Annotated in this window: 17 protein-coding genes; 10 read left to right on the forward strand and 7 right to left on the reverse strand. The window is 64.9% G+C overall.

Annotation, left to right across the window (positions count from 1 at the left end):
- From XALGPE39_RS01295 to XALGPE39_RS01305, 3 genes are read right to left on the reverse strand one after another with little or no spacing between them, the layout of a single operon-like run.
- Positions 1-1,563, reverse strand: a complete 1,563-nt coding sequence (locus XALGPE39_RS01295) for a monovalent cation/H+ antiporter subunit D (protein WP_045726666.1) — start codon at positions 1,561-1,563, stop codon at positions 1-3.
- Positions 1,560-1,919, reverse strand: coding sequence for a Na+/H+ antiporter subunit C (locus XALGPE39_RS01300; RefSeq protein WP_045726667.1), 360 nt, complete (start codon positions 1,917-1,919; stop codon positions 1,560-1,562). The genes XALGPE39_RS01295 and XALGPE39_RS01300 overlap by 4 nt, the downstream gene beginning before the upstream one ends.
- Positions 1,919-4,747 (reverse strand): monovalent cation/H+ antiporter subunit A, encoded by a 2,829-nt coding sequence (locus XALGPE39_RS01305; RefSeq protein WP_045728867.1) that lies wholly within the window; start codon positions 4,745-4,747, stop codon positions 1,919-1,921. The genes XALGPE39_RS01300 and XALGPE39_RS01305 overlap by 1 nt, the downstream gene beginning before the upstream one ends.
- Positions 4,748-4,962: 215 nt before the next feature.
- Between XALGPE39_RS01305 and XALGPE39_RS01310 the strand changes: the two genes are divergently transcribed.
- The gene (locus XALGPE39_RS01310) at positions 4,963-5,865 is read left to right on the forward strand and encodes an NAD-dependent epimerase/dehydratase family protein (protein WP_045728868.1); all 903 of its coding nucleotides are present in this window, start codon (positions 4,963-4,965) and stop codon (positions 5,863-5,865) included.
- On the opposite strand, the gene XALGPE39_RS01315 is transcribed toward XALGPE39_RS01310, so the two are convergent.
- Together XALGPE39_RS01315 and XALGPE39_RS01320 are read right to left on the reverse strand one after the other, a co-directional pair.
- On the reverse strand, positions 5,859-6,341 hold the full coding sequence (locus XALGPE39_RS01315) for an Mpo1-like protein (protein WP_045726668.1): 483 nt from the start codon (positions 6,339-6,341) through the stop codon (positions 5,859-5,861). The two genes, XALGPE39_RS01310 and XALGPE39_RS01315, sit on opposite strands and share 7 nt — an antisense overlap.
- A 332-nt stretch (positions 6,342-6,673) precedes the next feature.
- Positions 6,674-7,600 (reverse strand): phosphoribosylaminoimidazolesuccinocarboxamide synthase, encoded by a 927-nt coding sequence (locus tag XALGPE39_RS01320; protein ID WP_045726669.1) that lies wholly within the window; start codon positions 7,598-7,600, stop codon positions 6,674-6,676.
- A gap of 137 nt (positions 7,601-7,737) precedes the next feature.
- On the opposite strand from XALGPE39_RS01320, the gene XALGPE39_RS01325 reads away from it, so the two are divergent.
- The 9 genes from XALGPE39_RS01325 (at position 7,738) to XALGPE39_RS01365 (ending at position 15,538) form a co-directional block, all read left to right on the forward strand.
- On the forward strand, positions 7,738-8,076 hold the full coding sequence (locus XALGPE39_RS01325; protein ID WP_045726670.1) for a DnaJ domain-containing protein: 339 nt from the start codon (positions 7,738-7,740) through the stop codon (positions 8,074-8,076).
- 9 nt (positions 8,077-8,085) lie between these two features.
- On the forward strand, positions 8,086-8,754 hold the full coding sequence (gene rpe / locus XALGPE39_RS01330; protein WP_045726671.1) for a ribulose-phosphate 3-epimerase: 669 nt from the start codon (positions 8,086-8,088) through the stop codon (positions 8,752-8,754).
- Position 8,755: 1 nt separating this feature from the next.
- A complete protein-coding gene (locus XALGPE39_RS01335) occupies positions 8,756-9,238 on the forward strand; it encodes a GNAT family N-acetyltransferase (RefSeq protein WP_045726672.1) in 483 nt (160 codons plus the stop codon).
- Between the two features lie 567 nt (positions 9,239-9,805).
- On the forward strand, positions 9,806-11,281 hold the full coding sequence (trpE, locus tag XALGPE39_RS01340) for an anthranilate synthase component I (RefSeq protein WP_045726673.1): 1,476 nt from the start codon (positions 9,806-9,808) through the stop codon (positions 11,279-11,281).
- A gap of 209 nt (positions 11,282-11,490) precedes the next feature.
- Positions 11,491-12,069: an aminodeoxychorismate/anthranilate synthase component II gene (locus XALGPE39_RS01345; protein WP_045726674.1), complete on the forward strand. Its 579-nt coding sequence runs from the start codon at positions 11,491-11,493 to the stop codon at positions 12,067-12,069.
- 50 nt (positions 12,070-12,119) lie between these two features.
- On the forward strand, positions 12,120-12,758 hold the full coding sequence (locus tag XALGPE39_RS01350) for a flavin reductase family protein (protein ID WP_045726675.1): 639 nt from the start codon (positions 12,120-12,122) through the stop codon (positions 12,756-12,758).
- 51 nt (positions 12,759-12,809) lie between these two features.
- Complete coding sequence (gene trpD / locus XALGPE39_RS01355; RefSeq protein ID WP_045726676.1) at positions 12,810-13,853, forward strand: anthranilate phosphoribosyltransferase; 1,044 nt, start codon at positions 12,810-12,812, stop codon at positions 13,851-13,853.
- A gap of 171 nt (positions 13,854-14,024) precedes the next feature.
- On the forward strand, positions 14,025-14,819 hold the full coding sequence (trpC, locus tag XALGPE39_RS01360) for an indole-3-glycerol phosphate synthase TrpC (RefSeq protein ID WP_045726677.1): 795 nt from the start codon (positions 14,025-14,027) through the stop codon (positions 14,817-14,819).
- Positions 14,816-15,538 (forward strand): haloacid dehalogenase-like hydrolase, encoded by a 723-nt coding sequence (locus tag XALGPE39_RS01365; protein WP_045726678.1) that lies wholly within the window; start codon positions 14,816-14,818, stop codon positions 15,536-15,538. Before trpC ends, XALGPE39_RS01365 begins: the two co-directional genes overlap by 4 nt.
- Before the next feature lie 38 nt (positions 15,539-15,576).
- On the opposite strand, the gene XALGPE39_RS01370 is transcribed toward XALGPE39_RS01365, so the two are convergent.
- Both XALGPE39_RS01370 and crp read right to left on the reverse strand, forming a co-directional pair.
- Positions 15,577-16,596: a cellulase family glycosylhydrolase gene (locus XALGPE39_RS01370; protein ID WP_082061795.1), complete on the reverse strand. Its 1,020-nt coding sequence runs from the start codon at positions 16,594-16,596 to the stop codon at positions 15,577-15,579.
- Between the two features lie 334 nt (positions 16,597-16,930).
- The gene (crp, locus tag XALGPE39_RS01375; RefSeq protein ID WP_045726679.1) at positions 16,931-17,620 is read right to left on the reverse strand and encodes a cAMP-activated global transcriptional regulator CRP; all 690 of its coding nucleotides are present in this window, start codon (positions 17,618-17,620) and stop codon (positions 16,931-16,933) included.
- Positions 17,621-17,756 lie beyond the last annotated feature (136 nt).

Raw genomic sequence — 17,756 nt, forward strand, 5'->3', positions numbered from 1 at the left:
TCAGGGCTCCCGTAGCACGGGCGCGGTGGCGCGCAATTGGGCGACGTAAGCGAATGGACGCAACACCTGCGCGGCGATGGCGTCGGTGTAGCGCAGCAGTGGTTCGGCTGCCAACGTCATGGTCATGCCGTAGCCGAGCAGCAACAGGGTGGCGGCGATTTCCAGCCGCCGTGCCGGTACCGTGCGCGTGACCGGCGGTGGCAATGCTGCAGTGTTGTGATTGACGGTGTTGTGGTTGCCGGGCACGTGCCAGAACAGTCGCACGCCGCTGCGGGTCAGCCCGATGATGACCATCAGGCTGCTGAGGAGCACCGTGCTCCACACCGGGCCAGTGAGTGCCGCTGGCGTGGCGCTGAGCAGCGCGATCTTGGCCAGGAAACCGGACAGTGGGGGCAGCCCAGCCACCGAGATCGCCGCGATCAGGAACAGCAGTCCTGACAGCGTTTTCTGCGGCAGCGGGGCGATGCGGTTGTTGCGCTCGCCTGCACCGCCGCGTCGGCCGCGGATCAGTTCGGCGATCATGAACAGTGCGGCGGCCACGAAACTGCTGTGTGCCAGGTAATACAGGCCGGCACTGAGCATGCCGGGTTGCTGCAGCGCGAAGGCGATAAACAGCGTCGCTGCCGACACGATCACCAAGTAGCCGATCAGCACCGGCAGGCGCACCGCCGCCAGCACGCCGAGAGCACCCAGCAGCAGCGTGGTCAGGCCCAGCCACAGTAGCCAGTCGCCACCGTAGCCATGCAGCGTCGGCGACTGGCTGCCGAGCATCAGCGTACTGACTCGCAACATCGCATACAGGCCGACCTTAGTCATGATCACGCATAGCGCCGCGACGGCGGTCGGCGCTCGTGCATAGGTTTCCGGCAACCACAGATATAACGGTAGCAACGCGGCCTTGGCGCAGAACACCAGCAGCAACAGGCCCATTGCGGCCTTGATCAGCGCCAGGTTCTGCGGTGGCGCCTGCGCCACGCGCTGCGACAACTCGGCCATGTTCAGCGAGCCGAGCAGTGCGTACAGCAAACCCAGTGCGATCAGGAACACGGTGGAGCAGGTGACGTTGAACACCACGTAATGAAACCCCGCACGCAGACGCAGACCGCGACCGCCACTGAGCAGCAGGCCGTAGGAGGCGATCAACATCACCTCGAAGAATACGAACAGATTGAAGACATCGCCGGTCAGGAACGCGCCATTGAGGCCGACCAACTGGAACTGGAACAGCGCATGGAAATGCGGCGCACGCCGATCCCAACCCGCGCAGGCGTGTAGCAGGCAAGCGGCGGCGAGCAAGGTGGTGGTCGCCAGCATCCATGCCGATAGCCGGTCGGCCATCAGCACGATGCCCAACCGCGCGGGCCAGTCGCCCAGCAGATAGGCGTGGACGTGACCATCGCCCACCTGCGCGCATAGCGCGGTCACGGCTGCGGCCAGTGCCGCCATTGCCGTCCACGCCAGCAGGCGCTGCAACCTGCGCGCTGCGCGACGTTGTTCCAGCAACAACGACAACCCGGCACCGAGCAATGGAATCAGGATCGGCAGGATCAGCACATGGCTCATGGCGCATCCTCCGCGTCATGAGCCGCGCGTGCATCGACATGGTCGCTGTGGTTGTCGCTGCGATTGCGCAGTGCCAGCACGATGCTCACGGCCGTCATCGCGAAGGCGATCACGATCGCGGTCAACACCAACGCTTGCGGCAGTGGGTCGGCATGCTCGGCCAGGGTCGGCGCGATGCCGTCGCGCAGCAGCGGCGCTTTGCCCTGCACCAGCCGTCCACCAGCGAAGATCAGCAGGTTGGTGGCGTAGGACAGCACGGTCATGCCCAGGATCACATCGAAGCTGCGCGCGCGCAGTAGCAAATACACGCCTACCGCTGTCAGCACGCCGATCGCGCTCGCCAAGGCCAGTTCCATCAGTGCATTTCCCCGCTGATGGCCGAGCGTCGGGTCGGGTCGATGCGCCCGCGCCGCGCCTCGCGCGTGCGTGAGGGCATGATTGTGCCCAGCATCGACAGGGTCAACATTGTGCCGCCGAACACCACCAGGAAGACGCCAGTGTCGAACCCCAGCGCACTGGTCAACGATACCTCGCCGATCAATGGCAGCGTCAGATTGAGGTGGCCGCTGGTCAGCAATGGCGCGCCGAACAACAGTGCGCCCATGCCGCTGAGCGCGGCCAGCAACAAACCCAGCGCGATGCAGCGGATGTAGTCCAGGCCGAAGCGCGATTCCACCGAGGCGGCACCCTGAATCACGTATTGCATCAGCAGCGGCACCGCTAGCACCAGCCCGGCGATAAAGCCACCACCGGGCGCGTTGTGTCCGCGCAGAAACAAAAAGATCGACACGGTGAGGGTGAGCGGGAACAGCAATTGGGTCAGATCGGCCGGCACCGGCAGCATGATCGGCGGGCCGGGCATGCGCGTTTCGGGCGGCATCGGCACACCGCGCAACAGCGCGTGCACCACCAGCGCGGCAATCGCGAACACACTGATTTCGCCGAAGGTATCCAAACCGCGGAAATCCACCAGAATCACGTTGACCACGTTGCGTCCATACGCCTGTGGCAGCGCGCGTTGCAGTAGTTCGCCGGCCATGCTCGACGTCGGGCGGGTCATCGCCGCATACGCCAGCAAGGCCATGCCGACACCGGCGGCGATTGCCAATGTCGCATCGCGTCGCCGCGGCCAGCGCCGTGGTTCCGCAGGCGACACAGTAGGCAAGTAGTGCAGCCCCAGCAGCATCAACACCAGCGTGACCATTTCCACCAGCAATTGGGTCAGCGCCAGATCCGGTGCGGACAGGAACACGAAGACCAGACTCACGCCCAGTCCGCTGCCACCGATGGCCACCACGGCCAGCAGGCGCTGGCGGTACAGGCGCAGCGTGGTGAATGCGCTGCCGACGATCAACAACCATAGCGCCCAGCCCAGCGGCGGCATCGGCTGCGGTGGCGGCCACGACGGCCACGACGGTGCAGCCGTGACGAACGGTGCCGCCGCGACCACCACGGCGGCCAACAGCAAGCAACGCAGGCTGCGTTGCAGGCGGCCATTGACGAGCAGCCGGGTCGCCCGCGCGGCCAGGCCGAACAATGTCTGCACATGCCAGTGGAACAGCCGTTTGCCTAGCGAACGGCGCACCTCGGTGTATAGCGCCGTCAGCCGGCGCAGGCTGAAGTACAGTGCCACCCCGCCGATCACGCCGGTCAGGCTCATCGCCAGCGGCGCGTTCCAGCCGTGCCACAGCGTCAGGCTGTAGTCGGGCAGGGCGTCGCCGAGGATCGCGCTGGCGGCGCTGCGCAACACCGGTGCCACGGTCAGCGTCGGCACGGTGCCGACCGCCACGCAGACCAACACCAGGATTTCCACCGGAATCTTCATCCAGCGTGGCGGCTCGTGCGGCATCGTCGGCAAGCCGCGTGGCCCTTCGCCGAAGAACGTCTCGTAGACGAAGCGCAGGCTGTAGGCCACGCCGAACACGCCGGCCAGCAACGCTGTGCTGGCGATGAACACGCGCATCTGCGTCGGTCCGTTGGCGCCCAGCGCCTCGGCGAAGAACATTTCCTTGGACAAAAACCCGTTGAGTAGCGGGATACCGGCCATCGCCAGCGCGGCGATGATCGCCAGCGTGCTGGTGATCGGCATCCAACGGCGCAGCCCGCCGAGCCTGCGCATGTCGCGGGTGTGGGTCTCGTGGTCGATGATGCCGGAGGCCATGAACAACGAGGCTTTGAAGACGGCGTGATTGAGGATGTGGAAGACGCCAGCGACCACCGCCATCGGCGTGGACAGCCCGAACAACATGGTGATCAAGCCCAGATGCGAGATCGTCGAATACGCCAGCACGCCTTTCAGATCGTGCTGGAAAATCGCCAACCAGGCGCCGGTCAGCAGGGTGATCGCGCCGATGCCGCTGACCGTATAGAAGAACAACGGGCTGCCGGCCAGCGCCGGATGCAGTCGCGCCAGCAGGAAGACGCCGGCCTTGACCATCGTCGCCGAATGCAGATACGCCGACACTGGCGTTGGCGCCGCCATCGCCTGCGGCAGCCAGAAATGCAGCGGGAACTGCGCGCTCTTGCTGAAGATGCCGAGCAGGATCAACCCCAGCGCCCACGGATACAGCACGCTGGCGCGGATCGTCTGACCGGCGGCGAGTACCGCGTCGAGCTGATAACTGCCGACGATGCGACCGAGCAACAGCACGCCGCCGAGCAACGCCAGGCCACCGCCGCCGGTGATGACCAGGGCCATGCGCGCGCCGTCGCGCGCGTCCTTGCGCTGCGACCAGAAGCCGATCAGCAGGAACGAACTGATGCTGGTCAGTTCCCAGAACACCATCAGCAGCAACAGATTGCCGGCCAGCACCATGCCCAGCATCGCGCCCATGAACAGCAGCAGGCAGGCATAGAAGCGCGCCGCGTTCTCGCGCGCGCTCAGGTAGTAGTGCGCATACATCACCACCAGTGCGCCGATCGCCAGCACCAAGCCAGCGAACATCCAGGCCAAGCCATCGAGCCGCAGTGAAAACTGCAGCCCGATCTGCGGCAGCCAGGCGTGATCGCTGCGGACGATGCCGCCTTGCAGGACGGTCGCGCTCAACGTGCCCAGCAGCACCAGGCCGGCCAGTGGCGCGATCGCCGCGACCCAGGCCAGCACAGCGCGTGTCCGATGGCGCAGGGCGACCACGCTGACCGCCATCAGGAACGGCAAGGCCAACAGGGGGATGAGGATGGGCATCATGCAGGGAATACGCGATTCGCGTGCAGAGATCCGAGTGTAACAGGCAGGTTGTGGCGCTGGCCGAGGTTGACGTGGCGCGCATGCACGCACATCGACGCGCTGAACCGCAGCAGGCCATACGTCTGAGCGTGCGGCGCTACAGGAAATTGGGCATGGTGGCGTGCGCTGGTTATGCTGTGGCGATGATCGATGCGCCCGTTTCCGCTGTCCCCATGCAACACCCTCCCACGTCGCCGGGTATCGCGCTGCTGTTCGGCGGGAGTGGGCAAATCGGCGAACGGCTGTTGCAAGGGTTGCTCGCCGCCGGTTGGCAGGTGCATGCCTACTCGCGCACCGCCCAGCCGGCCCGGACCGGCCTGCATTGGCATTCTGGCGAGCTGGGGACGTTGTCGATGCCGCCGTTGCCGGTCGATGTCGTCTTCAGTTGCGGGCCGCTGGATGCGTTCGCGGATTGGTATCGGCGCGTGCCGATGCAGGCACCGCGCGTGGTTGCGTTCGGCTCCACCAGCCTGGAGGTCAAGCGCGATTCGCTGGATACCGCCGAGCGCGATGTTGCCCGACGCTTGCGCGAGGCCGAAGCGACGCTGTTTGCGGTGGCCGCCGAACGCGGCGCCGCTGCGACGGTGTTACGACCGACCCTGGTCTACGGTGCTGGTCGCGACCGTACCTTGAGCGCGATTGCCGCGCTGGCGCGGCGCAGCGGTTGCTTCGTGCTACCGCGCAGTGCCTGTGGCCTGCGGCAGCCGGTGCATGTGCAGGATCTGGCCGATGCGGCGCTGGCGGTACTGGCGTCTGCGGCCACGCATGGCAAAAGCTATGCGCTGGGCGGCGGCGAGACACTGCGTTATCGCGACATGGTGCGCCGCGTGCTGGCCGTGTTGCAGCCGCCGGCACGGTTGCTGCTGTTGCCGCATACCGTGTTCGCGCTGCTGTTGGCGTTGGCGCATGCCTGCGGTCGCTTGCGTGGCATGAATCGCGCGGCCTTGCAGCGCATGCGCGAGGATCTGGTCTTCGATCTGGCGCCGGCGCTGCGCGATTTCGGCTACGCGCCGCGCGTGTTCGCCCCGGATGCGGCCATGCTCGGCGTGACGCCCGCAGCCACCGTGCGTCAGTAGCGCCAGTGCATGTGCCGGTACAGCTTGGCCAGCACCCAGGCCGGGCCGATCAGCAGATACACGACATCGGTGAAAAAACTGGGCCGCTGGCCTTCCAGTGTGTGGCCGAGGTACTGCGCGCTCCACGCGAGCACGAAGACCGCCAGTGCCACCCAGCGCAATCCCTGCAGCCCCAGGTGTGCTTCCAGCAGCCGGCACAGACAGCCACAGAAAAAGAAGACGGCGAGCATGCCGTAGCCCAGTGGTCGCGACAGCCGGTTGTAGTACATCCACGCGGCGAACATGCCCAGCGCCGCCCACACGCCGCTTTGGAACCAGCTAGCGCCGACCGGGATGCACCACAGCAGCGCCACGACCGACCACAGGATCGCCGGCACCGCGATCACGTGGATACGCTGGTTGACGGTGTTGCGGTGAGCGTCGGAATAGTGGGCGAAGTATCGGTCGATCGGGCGCGCGTAGACGGTGGTTTCCATCTTTCCTCCGAGTCACCAAATCAGCATAGCGTCATCGACGCCGCGATGCGCAGACAGCCCCCTGTGGCGTGAACGCGTGCGAGCGATGAGAACGCTGCCTGGGTTGGCGAGGTGTCGCAGAGCGGCGTGTTGACCGCACAAGTGTGTTGGAGCCAGCGCCGATCCGGTGGTTGCAAGCTCGGGAACGCAGAAGCGCAGGCGATAGCGAAAGCATCGTCGGTTCCGGGTCGATCCGCTCATGCGGTGGAGGGTACGCCGCATTACCGCATCCGCATGCGCATGCGCATGCCGCCTCGTCCAAGCGCCGGCAATCTGGCGCAGGGCGATGCGCTTCAATCGACCGAAATACCGGCCAGCCGCTGCAGTGCCTCGGCGTATTTGCTTCGGGTGCGTTCGATCACTTCCTGCGGCAGGCGCGGGCCGGGCGCGGTCTTGCCCCAGTCCAGCGTTTCCAGGTAATCGCGCACGAACTGTTTGTCGTAGCTCGGCGGGCTGCTGCCGATTGCGTATTCGTCGGCCGGCCAATAACGCGAGGAGTCCGGGGTCAGCATCTCGTCCATGATGTACAGGCGGCCATCGAGGTCGGTGCCGAATTCGAACTTGGTGTCCGCCAGCAGGATGCCGCGCTCGGCGGCGAAGTCGGCGGCGAAGCGGTAGATGCGCAAGGTGGCGTCGCGCACGCGCTCGGCCAGCTCGGCGCCCACGGTCTTGACCATGGCATCGAAGTCGATGTTTTCGTCGTGGTCGCCGACGGCGGCCTTGGTCGAGGGGGTGAAGATCGGTTCGGCCAGTTTCTCGGCCTGGCGCAGGCCATCGGGTAGCTCGATCCCGCTAACCTTGCCGGTGCGCTGGTAGTCCTTCCAGCCGCTGCCGATCAGATAGCCGCGGGCGATGGCTTCCACCGGCACCGGCTTGAGCTTGCGAGTCACCACCGCGCGTTTGGCGTACAGCGCGGTGTCCACGCCCTCGGGCAGCACCGCGGCGACATCGATGCCGGTGAGATGGTTGGGCATCAGGTGTTCGGTCTTCTTGAACCAGAAGTTGGACACCTGGCAGAGCATCTCGCCCTTGCCGGGAATCGGGTCGGGCAGCACCACGTCGAAGGCGGACAAGCGGTCGGTGGCGACCATCAGCAGGTAATCGCCGGCGGGGACGTTGGCGGGCAGGCGTTCGCGCGGCAGATCGAACACGTCGCGGACCTTGCCGCGGTGACGCAACGGCAGGCCAGGCAGATCGGATTGCAACAGCGTGGTGGACACAGGCGCTCCTACGGACTTCGCAATGGCGACCGTCCCAGGGACCCGGCGGGCCCGCGGCGGACGGCGGGCCGCGTAGTGTACGGCTGGAAAGCCCTGCTGTGCCGTAAAATATACGTCCCTATCCGCCGAGCCCGCCCTTGTCCAAGCCCTGGTACGGAAAACTGCTCGGCGCCATCGCCGCCGCCTTGCTGCTGCGGCCAACGCCCGTGCTTGGCGCGTTCATCGGGCTGCTGATCGGACATGCTTTCGACGCGGACTGGTTCAAGCTATCCCAGCGCGAAGATCCGTATCGCGAGCTGGGCCTCACACGCGATGCGACCGACGCTGAAATCGAACTTGCCTATCGCCGGCTGATGTCCCAATACCATCCCGACAAAGTCGCTAACGCCAGTCCAGAGTTGCGCGCGCGCGCCGAGAAAAAGGCCAGCCAGCTCAACACGGCTTACGACCGTATTCGCCTCCTGCGCAAACGCTGAGATCCCGCCATGTCCGATTGCATCATTGCCCCGTCCATCCTGTCCGCCGATTTCGCCCGTCTTGGCGAGGAAGTGGATGCGGTGCTGCGCGGCGGCGCCGACTGGATCCATTTCGATGTGATGGATAACCACTACGTGCCGAATCTGACCATCGGCCCGATGGTATGCCGGGCGCTGCGCAAGCATGGTGTCACCGCGCCGATCGACGTGCATCTGATGGTGGAGCCGGTGGATCGGTTGATTCCCGATTTCGCCGAGGCCGGTGCCAGCCTCATCAGTTTCCATCCCGAGGCCAGCCGTCATGTCCATCGCAGCATCCAACTGATCAAGTCGCACGGCTGCCAAGTCGGGTTGGCACTCAACCCCGCCACTCCGTTGGAGATTCTCGACTGGGTGTTGGACGATGTGGATCTGGTGCTGGTGATGTCGGTCAACCCGGGCTTTGGCGGGCAGGCGTTCATTCCCTCGGCGCTGGACAAGCTGCGCTCCATCCGCACCTGCATCGACGCCAGTCGCAAGCCGATCCGGCTGCAAGTCGATGGTGGGATCAAGCCGGACAACATCGCTGCGGCTGCGGCCGCCGGCGCCGATACCTTCGTCGCAGGGTCGGCGATCTTCAACGCGCCGGATTACGCCGAGGTCATCGCGCACATGCGCGCGGCGGTGGCGGCGCGCTGAAATGGCGGTGATGCAGATCCGCCCGGCGCTGGCCGCCGATGCCGCGCTGATCCTGCGGATGATTCGCGACCTGGCCCGCTACGAGCGGGCCGAGGACGCGGTGCAAACCGACGAGGCCGGCCTGCGCGCCAGTTTGTTCGGTCCCGGTGCGCGTGCGCATGCGTTGATCTGCGAAATCGATACGCAGCCGGTCGGTTATGCGGTGTATTTCTACAATTATTCCACCTGGCTCGGACGCAACGGCCTGTACCTGGAAGACCTGTACGTGGATCCCGCGCATCGTGGTCTAGGTGCCGGCAAGGCGTTGTTGCGGCATTTGGCGCGGCAGGCGGTGGCCGAAGGTTGCGGTCGTTTCGAGTGGTCGGTGCTGGACTGGAACCAACCGGCAATCGACTTCTACGCAGCAGCAGGCGCGCAGGCGCAGGACGAATGGACGGTGTACCGCTTGCAGGGCGAGGCACTGAGCAAGTTCGCAGCCGGTTAAGCGCCGTTGCGGTGCGAGCTGCAAAAAGCAGCGACGTACAAAAGCAGGAACCGCACAGTTGCCTGTGCGGTTCCTCTGGAAATATTTGGAGGCTGATCCTGCCTCCATCCGTCGTCCCTGCTATGGCCTTCTATGTTCCGGATCGTCGGTGACGCGGGTATGACAGTGCGCGGGCGGTGTCGTATCGATTCGCGATCCGTGTCATGCCGTGTCGGCGAAGCACGCGCGATGGTCCGCGCAGGCTGTGCATGGCGGCAGCGCATCGGTCCTGGTTTTCAGGCGGCGAAGCCAGCTTTGCGCACCGCGCCGATGTCCGCGAACGTACTGCGGACGCGGTTCCCTTCACCCGATCCGCCTGCGTCGCTGTGGCTAAACCGCCAGATGTGCCTGCCGTCGCACAATCGACTGTGCCGTCTGCAACCGTTGCCAGTCGCCGCAGTTGCGGTAAAGTAGTGACCGTGTTCAGCCTGACGACCCCGCGTTCCTTCACTTCGGCTCGCCGTGCGTGGCGATGGTGGCCTGCAGCCGTCGTCCGTCCCGTTATCGCGTCCCGGAAGGAAAGCCGTCTTGATCACCCGCGAGCAGTTCCAGCACTACGCCGCTGAAGGCCACACCCGTATCCCCGTCGTCCGCGAAGTGCTGTCCGATCTGGACACGCCATTGTCGGTCTACCTCAAGCTCGCCGACGCCCCGCATACCTATCTGTTCGAATCGGTCGAAGGTGGCGAGCGTTTTGGCCGTTATTCGATCATCGGCCTGCCGGCGCGCCGCGTCTACACCTTCCGTGGCCACACGTTGGAGGTGCGCGACCACGGCAGCCTGGTCGAGCAACGCGAGGTCGCCGATCCGCTCGCCGAAGTCGAGGCGCTGCGCGCCCAACACATGGTGCCCAGGATCGACGGCGTGCCGGGCTTCACCGGCGGCCTGGTGGGGTGGTTCGGATTCGAGTGCATTGGCTATATCGAGCCGCGCTTGGCGGGTGACGTTGCTCACGACGAATTGGACACACCGGATATTCTGCTCATGCTGTCCGAAGAGGTCGCGGTTTTCGACAACCTCAAGGGCCGCCTGTACCTGATCGTGCACGTTGATCCATCCGCTGCCGATGCCTGGGAGATGGCACAGGCGCGGCTGGACACGCTCACCGCCACGCTGCGTCAGCCAGGTGCGGGCTATCCCGCGCCGTTGGCGCGCGACGTGCTCGACGAGAGCGATTTTGTCTCCGGCTTCACCCGCGAAGGCTTCATCGCCGCGGTGGAGAAGTCCAAGGACTACATTCGTGCCGGCGACATCTTCCAGGTCGTGCTGAGCCAGCGCCTGAGCGTGCCGTTCAAGACGCGTCCGTTGGACGTGTACCGCGCGCTGCGCGCGTTGAACCCGTCGCCCTACATGTATTTCATTGATGTTGGCGACACCCAGGTGGTCGGTTCCTCGCCGGAGATTTTGGTGCGTCTGGAGGCTGGGCAGGTCACCGTGCGCCCGATTGCCGGCACGCGTCGGCGCGGCAAGACCGTGGAAGAAGACCTCGCGCTGGAAGCGGAACTGCTCGCCGATCCCAAGGAGCGCGCCGAGCATTTGATGTTGATCGACCTGGGCCGCAACGACGCCGGTCGCGTCTCGCAGGCGGGGAGCGTGGCGGTCGGCGAGCGTTTCGTGATCGAGCGCTACAGCCACGTCATGCACATCGTCAGCGAAGTCACCGGCACGCTGTTGCCGGGGCTCAGTTACGCCGACGTGTTACGCGCGACCTTCCCCGCCGGCACCGTCAGCGGCGCGCCGAAGATCCGTGCGCTGGAGGTCATCCGCGAGTTGGAGCCGATCAAGCGCAACGTGTACGCCGGCAGCATCGGCTACCTCGGTTGGCATGGCGATGCCGACACCGCCATCGCCATCCGCACGGCGGTGATCAAGCATGGCCGCCTGCATGTGCAGGCCGGCGCCGGCATCGTCTACGACTCCGATCCGCAGGCCGAATGGGACGAGACGATGAGCAAGGGCCGCGCGCTGTTCCGCGCGGTGGCCGAGGCGGCGAAGGGGCTCTAATGCAAAGGACATTCAGTGAGCGACTGGGTTTTAAGGCGCCGAGAACGGTGGCTCAGGTCGAATTGGCAGCTCGACGGATATACGAGCGATGCCGACGGCATTCGGCATGCCTTGATGGGTGAATCCAACATCACGCAAGCTGACGCCCGCTATTTTCTGATGACATGCAGTGCATTCGTGAATTTACTTAAGACAAAGAAGGCCAGCTGATGCTGTTGATGCTCGACAACTACGACAGCTTCACCTACAACCTCGTGCAGTACTTGCAGGCGCTCGGTGCCGAGGTCAAGGTGGTGCGCAACGATGCGCTCAGCGTGGACGAGATCGAGCGCTTGGTGCCCGAGCGCATCGTCATCTCGCCCGGTCCATGCACGCCGAACGAGGCCGGGGTGTCGCTGCAATTGATCGAACGGCTCGGCCAGCACACGCCGATCCTGGGCGTGTGCCTGGGGCACCAGAGCATCGGTCAGGTCTATGGCGGGCAGGTGGTGCGCGCCGGCACCATCATGCACGGCAAGACCTCGCGCATCCGCCACCAGGGGCTGGGCGTGTTCGCCGGTCTGCCCGATGGCTACGAGGCCACCCGCTACCACTCGCTGGTGGTGGAGAAGACCACGCTGCCGCAGTGCCTGGAAATCACCGCCTGGACCGAACACGCCGATGGCAGCATGGAAGAAATCATGGGCCTGCGTCATCGTCAGTTCCCGGTCGAGGGTGTGCAGTTCCATCCCGAGTCCATCCTCACCGAGCATGGTCACGCCTTGTTGAAGAATTTCCTGGAGCGTTGAGTCGCCGCGCCGGCATCGCGTTCCTTTTCGTCACCGCCGGATGCCTAACGATGCAAGATCCCGCCGAAACCTTCCATTTCTACGAACCGGCCCATGGCCATGGGTTGCCGCACGATCCGTTCAACGCGATTGTCGGACCACGGCCGATCGGTTGGATCGGTTCGCGCAGCGCTGACGGCGTCGCCAATCTGGCGCCTTACAGTTTTTTCAATGCCTTCAACTACGTTCCGCCGATTGTCGGCTTCGCCAGCATCGGCTGGAAGGACAGTGTCCGCAACATCGAGGCCAGCGGGGAATTCACCTGGAATCTGGTCACGCGCCCGTTGGCCGAGGCGATGAACGCCAGTTCTGCGGCGGTCGCGCCGGAGGTCGATGAATTCGCTCTGGCGGGGTTGGCCGTCGCGCCGTCGCGCTTGGTCGGCGCGCCACGGGTCGCTGCAAGTCCGGTGAGTTTCGAATGCCGGCTTAGCCAGTTGCTGCCGCTGCAGACTGCGCGTGGCGAACCGATTCAAACGTGGCTGGTGCTCGGCGAAGTGGTCGGCGTGCACATCGCACGCAGCGCATTGCACGATGGGCTTTACGATCCGGCCGCAGTGGCGACCCTGCTGCGTGCAGGTGGACCGGCCGATTATTTCGAGGTGCTCGCGCAAGGGCGGTTACGCCTGGAGCGACCCGCTCGCCCGGCTTGACCCCATTGGTGGCCCTTTTCCCTCTTTAGGACAGCGACAGATCTTTCTTCTATGACCATCACCCCTCAACAAGCGTTGCAACGGACCATCGAGCATCGCGAAATCTTCCATGACGAGATGGTCGGGCTGATGCGGCAGATCATGCGGGGCGAGGTGTCGCCGGCGATCACGGCGGCCATCCTGACCGGGCTGCGGGTGAAGAAGGAGACGGTTGGCGAGATTGCCGGTGCGGCGCAGGTGATGCGCGAGTTCTCGCGCACGGTGGACGTCGCCGAACGCCGCCACATGGTCGACATTGTCGGCACGGGCGGCGACGGTTCGCACACCTTCAACATCTCCACCTGCGCGATGTTCGTCGCCGCCGCAGCCGGGGCCAAAGTGGCTAAGCACGGCAATCGCAGCGTCTCTTCCAAATCCGGCAGTGCCGATGTGCTGGAAGCGCTGGGAGCGGCGATCGAGTTGCAACCGGAGCAGGTGGCGCAGGCGTTGCAGGCCACCGGCATCGGTTTCATGTATGCGCCGGTGCATCATCCGGCGATGAAGGTGGTAGCGCCGGTACGCCGCGAGATGGGCGTGCGTACCATCTTCAACATCCTCGGCCCACTGACCAATCCGGCCGGTGCGCCGAACATCCTGATGGGGGTGTTTCATCCGGATCTGGTCGGCATCCAGGCGCGTGTGCTGCACGAACTGGGGGCCGAGCGCGCGCTGGTGGTGTGGGGCCGAGATGGCATGGACGAACTATCGTTGGGAGCCGGCACGCTGGTCGGCGAGTTGCGCGATGGTCAGGTGTGCGAATACGAACTGCATCCGGAGGATTTCGGTATCGCTATGTCGGCCAGCCGTAACCTCAAAGTGGCCGATGCCGCCGAATCGATGGCGATGCTGCGTGGCGTGCTCGATAACGTGCCCGGCCCGGCGTTGGACATCGTCGTCTTCAATGCCGGGGCGGCGTTGTACGTGGCTGGTGTGGCCGCCGATATCGCCAGCGGTATCGCGCTGGCCCGTGCCGCCATCGCCGATGGTCGTGCGCGGGCCAAGCTGCAGGCGTATGTGGCGTGCACGCGCACAATCTTGGCGATCTGCGAGCCGTGACCGGATGCGCGCGGCTTACGTCGATATGCACGGCGTTCGCAACCGTTTGGGATTCTTACAGCACGCACGATAGCCAGTGCCCGCCTGCCTGGGCGATGTCTGATACGCGTTCATTGACCTACCGTTACCTTCAGCATTGCCGATAATGCCCCCTCCACAGGATCCCAACGCATGAGCGACATTCTCCGTACCATCCTCGCGCGCAAGACCGAAGAGATCGCCGAACGCAGCGCGCGCGTGCCGTTGACCGAGCTGGTCGCGCGCGCGGAGGCGATGCCGTCCACGCGTGGGTTCGCGCGCGCGCTGCAGGCCGCCATCGCCAACGGCGACCCGGCGGTGATCGCTGAAGTCAAAAAGGCCAGCCCGTCCAAGGGCGTGATCCGGCCTGACTTCCATCCGGCCGATATCGCAGTCAGCTACCAATTTGGTGGTGCCGCCTGCTTGTCGGTGCTGACCGATCAGGATTTCTTCCAGGGGCACGATCGCTATCTGCAGCAGGCGCGCGAGGCATGCACCCTGCCGGTGTTGCGAAAAGACTTCACCATCGACCCGTATCAGGTCTACGAGGCCCGCGTGCTCGGTGCCGACTGCATTCTGCTGATCGTCGCCGCCCTGGACGACCTGCAACTGGCCGAATTGTCGTCGTTGGCGCTGCATCTGGGCATGGACGTCCTGGTGGAAGTGCACGACATCGATGAATTGGAACGCGCCCTGCAAGTGCCAGCGCCACTGATCGGCATCAACAACCGCAACCTGCGTACCTTCGAGGTGTCGCTGCAGACCACCTTGTCGATGAAGGAGGCGGTGCCGCGCGATCGCCTGTTGGTGACCGAGAGTGGCATCCTCAGTCAGGCCGACGTGGCGATGATGCGGACTGCCGGCGTGCATGCCTTCCTGGTCGGCGAGGCGTTCATGCGTGCCGAGGAGCCTGGAGAAGCACTGCGGCAGTTGTTCTTTTCTGCATGAGCGTAACGTATCCAGTTCCGCACGCCGATGCGCCGGTGGTGGTATTCGATTTCGACCACACGCTGTACGACGGCGACTCCGGCAGCCACCTGTTCGCTTGGTTGATCCGGCGCAATCCGTTGCGCTTGATCGCCGCGTTGTTGGCGACGCCGTTGTTAGGGCCGCTGGTGGCGATGCTGTCGACACGACGCACCGGCATCTCTGGCTATGTGTGGATCGCCAGCTTCGGTTTGCATCGCGCACGCGAGTTCAACGGGATCATCGATCAATACGTCCTGCATCATCAGGCGCAGATTCGGCAGCGGCTGCTGCCGCAGGCGCTGGAGGTGTTCGCCCGGCACCGTGCCGCAGGCGACCGGGTGGTGGTGGCCACCGGCGCGCCGCCGGAGTTGGCACGGGCGATTCTCGGTTTTGTCGCGCACCAGGACGTGCCGGTGATCGGCAGCCTGATCGGTCCGCGCCTGGGCGCGGTCACGGCGACCCGCCACTGCCACAATCAGGAAAAGATGCGCATGCTGCGCGAGCTCGGCTATGGCGCCATCGCCAAGGCCTATTCGGACAGCATCGCCGACCTGCCGCTGCTGCAAGCGGCAGCAGCGCCAGTCGTGGTCAATCCCAAGGCGTCGGCGGTGGCGGTGTTTCGGCAGGCCCTGCCGTCCGGTACGCCTATCCTGAACTGGGGATGCCGTGATCGCGCTGGCGACGCGGTTGGCGCGTGATTGCCGCGAAACGGCAGCCCAGCGCTCGACGCTGTTGCTCAACGCCCAGGTGCCGAATAGGCGCTGTCGCTCGCGACCAGGGCTCGGTGGATCGGCGCGATCCATTGCCCCTGGCCGATGTCGTAGGTGCCGAAGCCGCCTTCGAATTCCCAGTAGGCCCAGGCGAAATGGCGTTTCTCTGCAGCGTTGACCACGGCGACCGTCCAGGCGATGCGGTCGGCTGGTGGCGCCTTGTCGTAGGTGCCGAATTCACCTAGCAGCACGTGCCGGTGATACGCTGCGGCCCAGGCCGCGATCGTGTCGAACTCGCGATAAAGCTTGGCCCGGTCTACGTCGCTGCCCCAGTGCACGCCTGTGTTGTCGCGGATGTCGCGCCGGACCCAGGGTGCGCCCTGATGGGTGAAGCGGAACGGATTGTAGTAATGCACCGTGACCAGAAGATGGGGGTCGTTCTCGGGCAGGCGCAGCTCGTCGAGGGCGTTGAAGTTATTGCCGTTGGCCGGGCCGACGACCACGGTCCGGATCGGGTTGTCGTGGCGGATGACGTGCAGTGCGTCCCCGAGCAGGCTATTCCACACCGGACTGGTCACTTCGCCGCCGGGCTCGTTGAGGATTTCGAACAGTACCGAAGGCGGTGCGTTGCGGTAGCGTGGGGCGATCTGACTCCAGAATGCCAACAGTTTCGTGCGGCAAACAGAGGCGTCGTTGGCGCAGGCATGGAAGTCGTGTTCGTCCAGGATCACGTTCAATCCGGCTGCCGTAGCCTGGCTGACCACCGTGTCCAGTGTGTTGAGCCAGACCGGGTCGAGCCGGTTGGCTGCGTCCATGTGCGCGAAGGCTTGCAGGTTCACCCGAACGGTGTGGAAGCCGCCATCGCGGATGGTGCGGAACAGTGGCGGGCGGAAACGCGCCTTGGCCGGGTCCGTCCACATTGGGTCCTCGCTCAGGATGTTGACCCCACGGCCGAGCTGGGCAGAGGCGTCGGCCTGTGCCCAGCGCATTGGTAGGGCCAGACATAGCAGCGCCAGAACGATGGGGATACCACGGTTGCGGTGCATTGCTGGCTCCTAGGCGGGGGCAGGAGGCGAGACGCGCCGAGGAGTAGTCAGTTGGCAGCGGAGCCGCCACTGCACTCACTGCGCCAGTATCTCGCGCTCTATCATCGTGCCCCATGGTCTGGGAAAAGCGAATGCAGGCTAACTGACCGGGCCAAGCGGGACCATGGCATCGCAGACGTACTCGCTGCCGCAGCCTCCGCCGTGTGGACTGGCGGTTGTCTCACACAACGCAGCGCGGCTGTCCATCTGAGACAGGTGGGTGCCCAGCGCCGGCACACCGACCACCGCGCGCGGTGGCGAGCAGGTCTTGTTCAGCGCTATCGCGGCATGCCGATCAGCGTGCGCCGTACAGCACCACGGTCTTGCCGCGTGCGTGCAGAAGGCCGTCGACCTGGAGCTTCTTCAGCACCCGGCCGGCCATCTCGCGCGAGCAGCCGACCAGTCGTGCCAACTCCTGCCGCGACACCCGCAACTGCATACCCTGCGGGTGGCTCATCGCCTCCGGCTCCTGGGCTAGGTCGTGCAGGGTGCGCACAATGCGGTCGCTGACATCCAGGAAGGCAAGGCGGCTGGCTTTGCGCGAGGTATCGAGCAGGCGCTTGGATAGCTGCACGCCGATTGCGTACAGCACCCGCGGCGCATCGGCCGACAGCGAACCTAAGAACAACTGGTGCAAACGTTCGTAGCTGATCTCGGCCAGTTCGCACGGCGTGCGCGTGCGCAGGATCACCTCGCGCTGGTCCGATTCGATGAACAGCCCCATCTCGCCGACGAACTCGCCGTTGCCGAAATAGCCGAGAACCAGCTCACGGTCGTCATCTTCCTCGGCGATAATGCTGACCGAGCCGCTGACCACGTAGTACAGGGTCCCGGCAGGGTCGCCAGGTCTGAACACGTCGGTCCGCGCCGGATAACGACGGCGATGGCTATGCGCTAGAAAGCGGTCAATGGTGGCGGCGTCCAACGTCAGAGGACTTGGGGCGATACGCACGGGGGCTGCGGTGGTGGCGTTTCCGGGACTCATGTTGGTTTCAGCTACGGCGTGATTCGTGAAGCTTAACGGGACGCGTTCGTGGCGGCAAACATTAGGACGGACGACACATTTCGCGTTGCGCGCGTTTAGCTCATAATCTTGTGTATTCCCACGTCCGCAGAGGACC

Origin of the sequence: Xanthomonas sp. GPE 39, assembly GCF_000963005.1 — a bacterium.
Lineage (GTDB): Bacteria > Pseudomonadota > Gammaproteobacteria > Xanthomonadales > Xanthomonadaceae > Xanthomonas_A.

Excerpts from the sequence above, each read along its gene's own strand:
- XALGPE39_RS01295 (WP_045726666.1), bottom strand. The coding sequence starts at position 1,563 with ATGAGCCATGTGCTGATCCTGCCGATCCTGATTCCATTGCTCGGTGCC.
- XALGPE39_RS01310 (WP_045728868.1), top strand. The coding sequence starts at position 4,963 with ATGCAACACCCTCCCACGTCGCCGGGTATCGCGCTGCTGTTCGGCGGG.
- trpD (WP_045726676.1), top strand. The coding sequence starts at position 12,810 with ATGACCATCACCCCTCAACAAGCGTTGCAACGGACCATCGAGCATCGC.
- XALGPE39_RS01335 (WP_045726672.1), top strand. The coding sequence starts at position 8,756 with ATGGCGGTGATGCAGATCCGCCCGGCGCTGGCCGCCGATGCCGCGCTG.
- XALGPE39_RS01315 (WP_045726668.1), bottom strand. The coding sequence starts at position 6,341 with ATGGAAACCACCGTCTACGCGCGCCCGATCGACCGATACTTCGCCCAC.
- rpe (WP_045726671.1), top strand. The coding sequence starts at position 8,086 with ATGTCCGATTGCATCATTGCCCCGTCCATCCTGTCCGCCGATTTCGCC.
- XALGPE39_RS01365 (WP_045726678.1), top strand. The coding sequence starts at position 14,816 with ATGAGCGTAACGTATCCAGTTCCGCACGCCGATGCGCCGGTGGTGGTA.
- trpC (WP_045726677.1), top strand. The coding sequence starts at position 14,025 with ATGAGCGACATTCTCCGTACCATCCTCGCGCGCAAGACCGAAGAGATC.
- crp (WP_045726679.1), bottom strand. The coding sequence starts at position 17,620 with ATGAGTCCCGGAAACGCCACCACCGCAGCCCCCGTGCGTATCGCCCCA.
- XALGPE39_RS01300 (WP_045726667.1), bottom strand. The coding sequence starts at position 1,919 with ATGGAACTGGCCTTGGCGAGCGCGATCGGCGTGCTGACAGCGGTAGGC.
- XALGPE39_RS01345 (WP_045726674.1), top strand. The coding sequence starts at position 11,491 with ATGCTGTTGATGCTCGACAACTACGACAGCTTCACCTACAACCTCGTG.
- XALGPE39_RS01370 (WP_082061795.1), bottom strand. The coding sequence starts at position 16,596 with ATGCACCGCAACCGTGGTATCCCCATCGTTCTGGCGCTGCTATGTCTG.
- XALGPE39_RS01350 (WP_045726675.1), top strand. The coding sequence starts at position 12,120 with ATGCAAGATCCCGCCGAAACCTTCCATTTCTACGAACCGGCCCATGGC.
- XALGPE39_RS01305 (WP_045728867.1), bottom strand. The coding sequence starts at position 4,747 with ATGCCCATCCTCATCCCCCTGTTGGCCTTGCCGTTCCTGATGGCGGTC.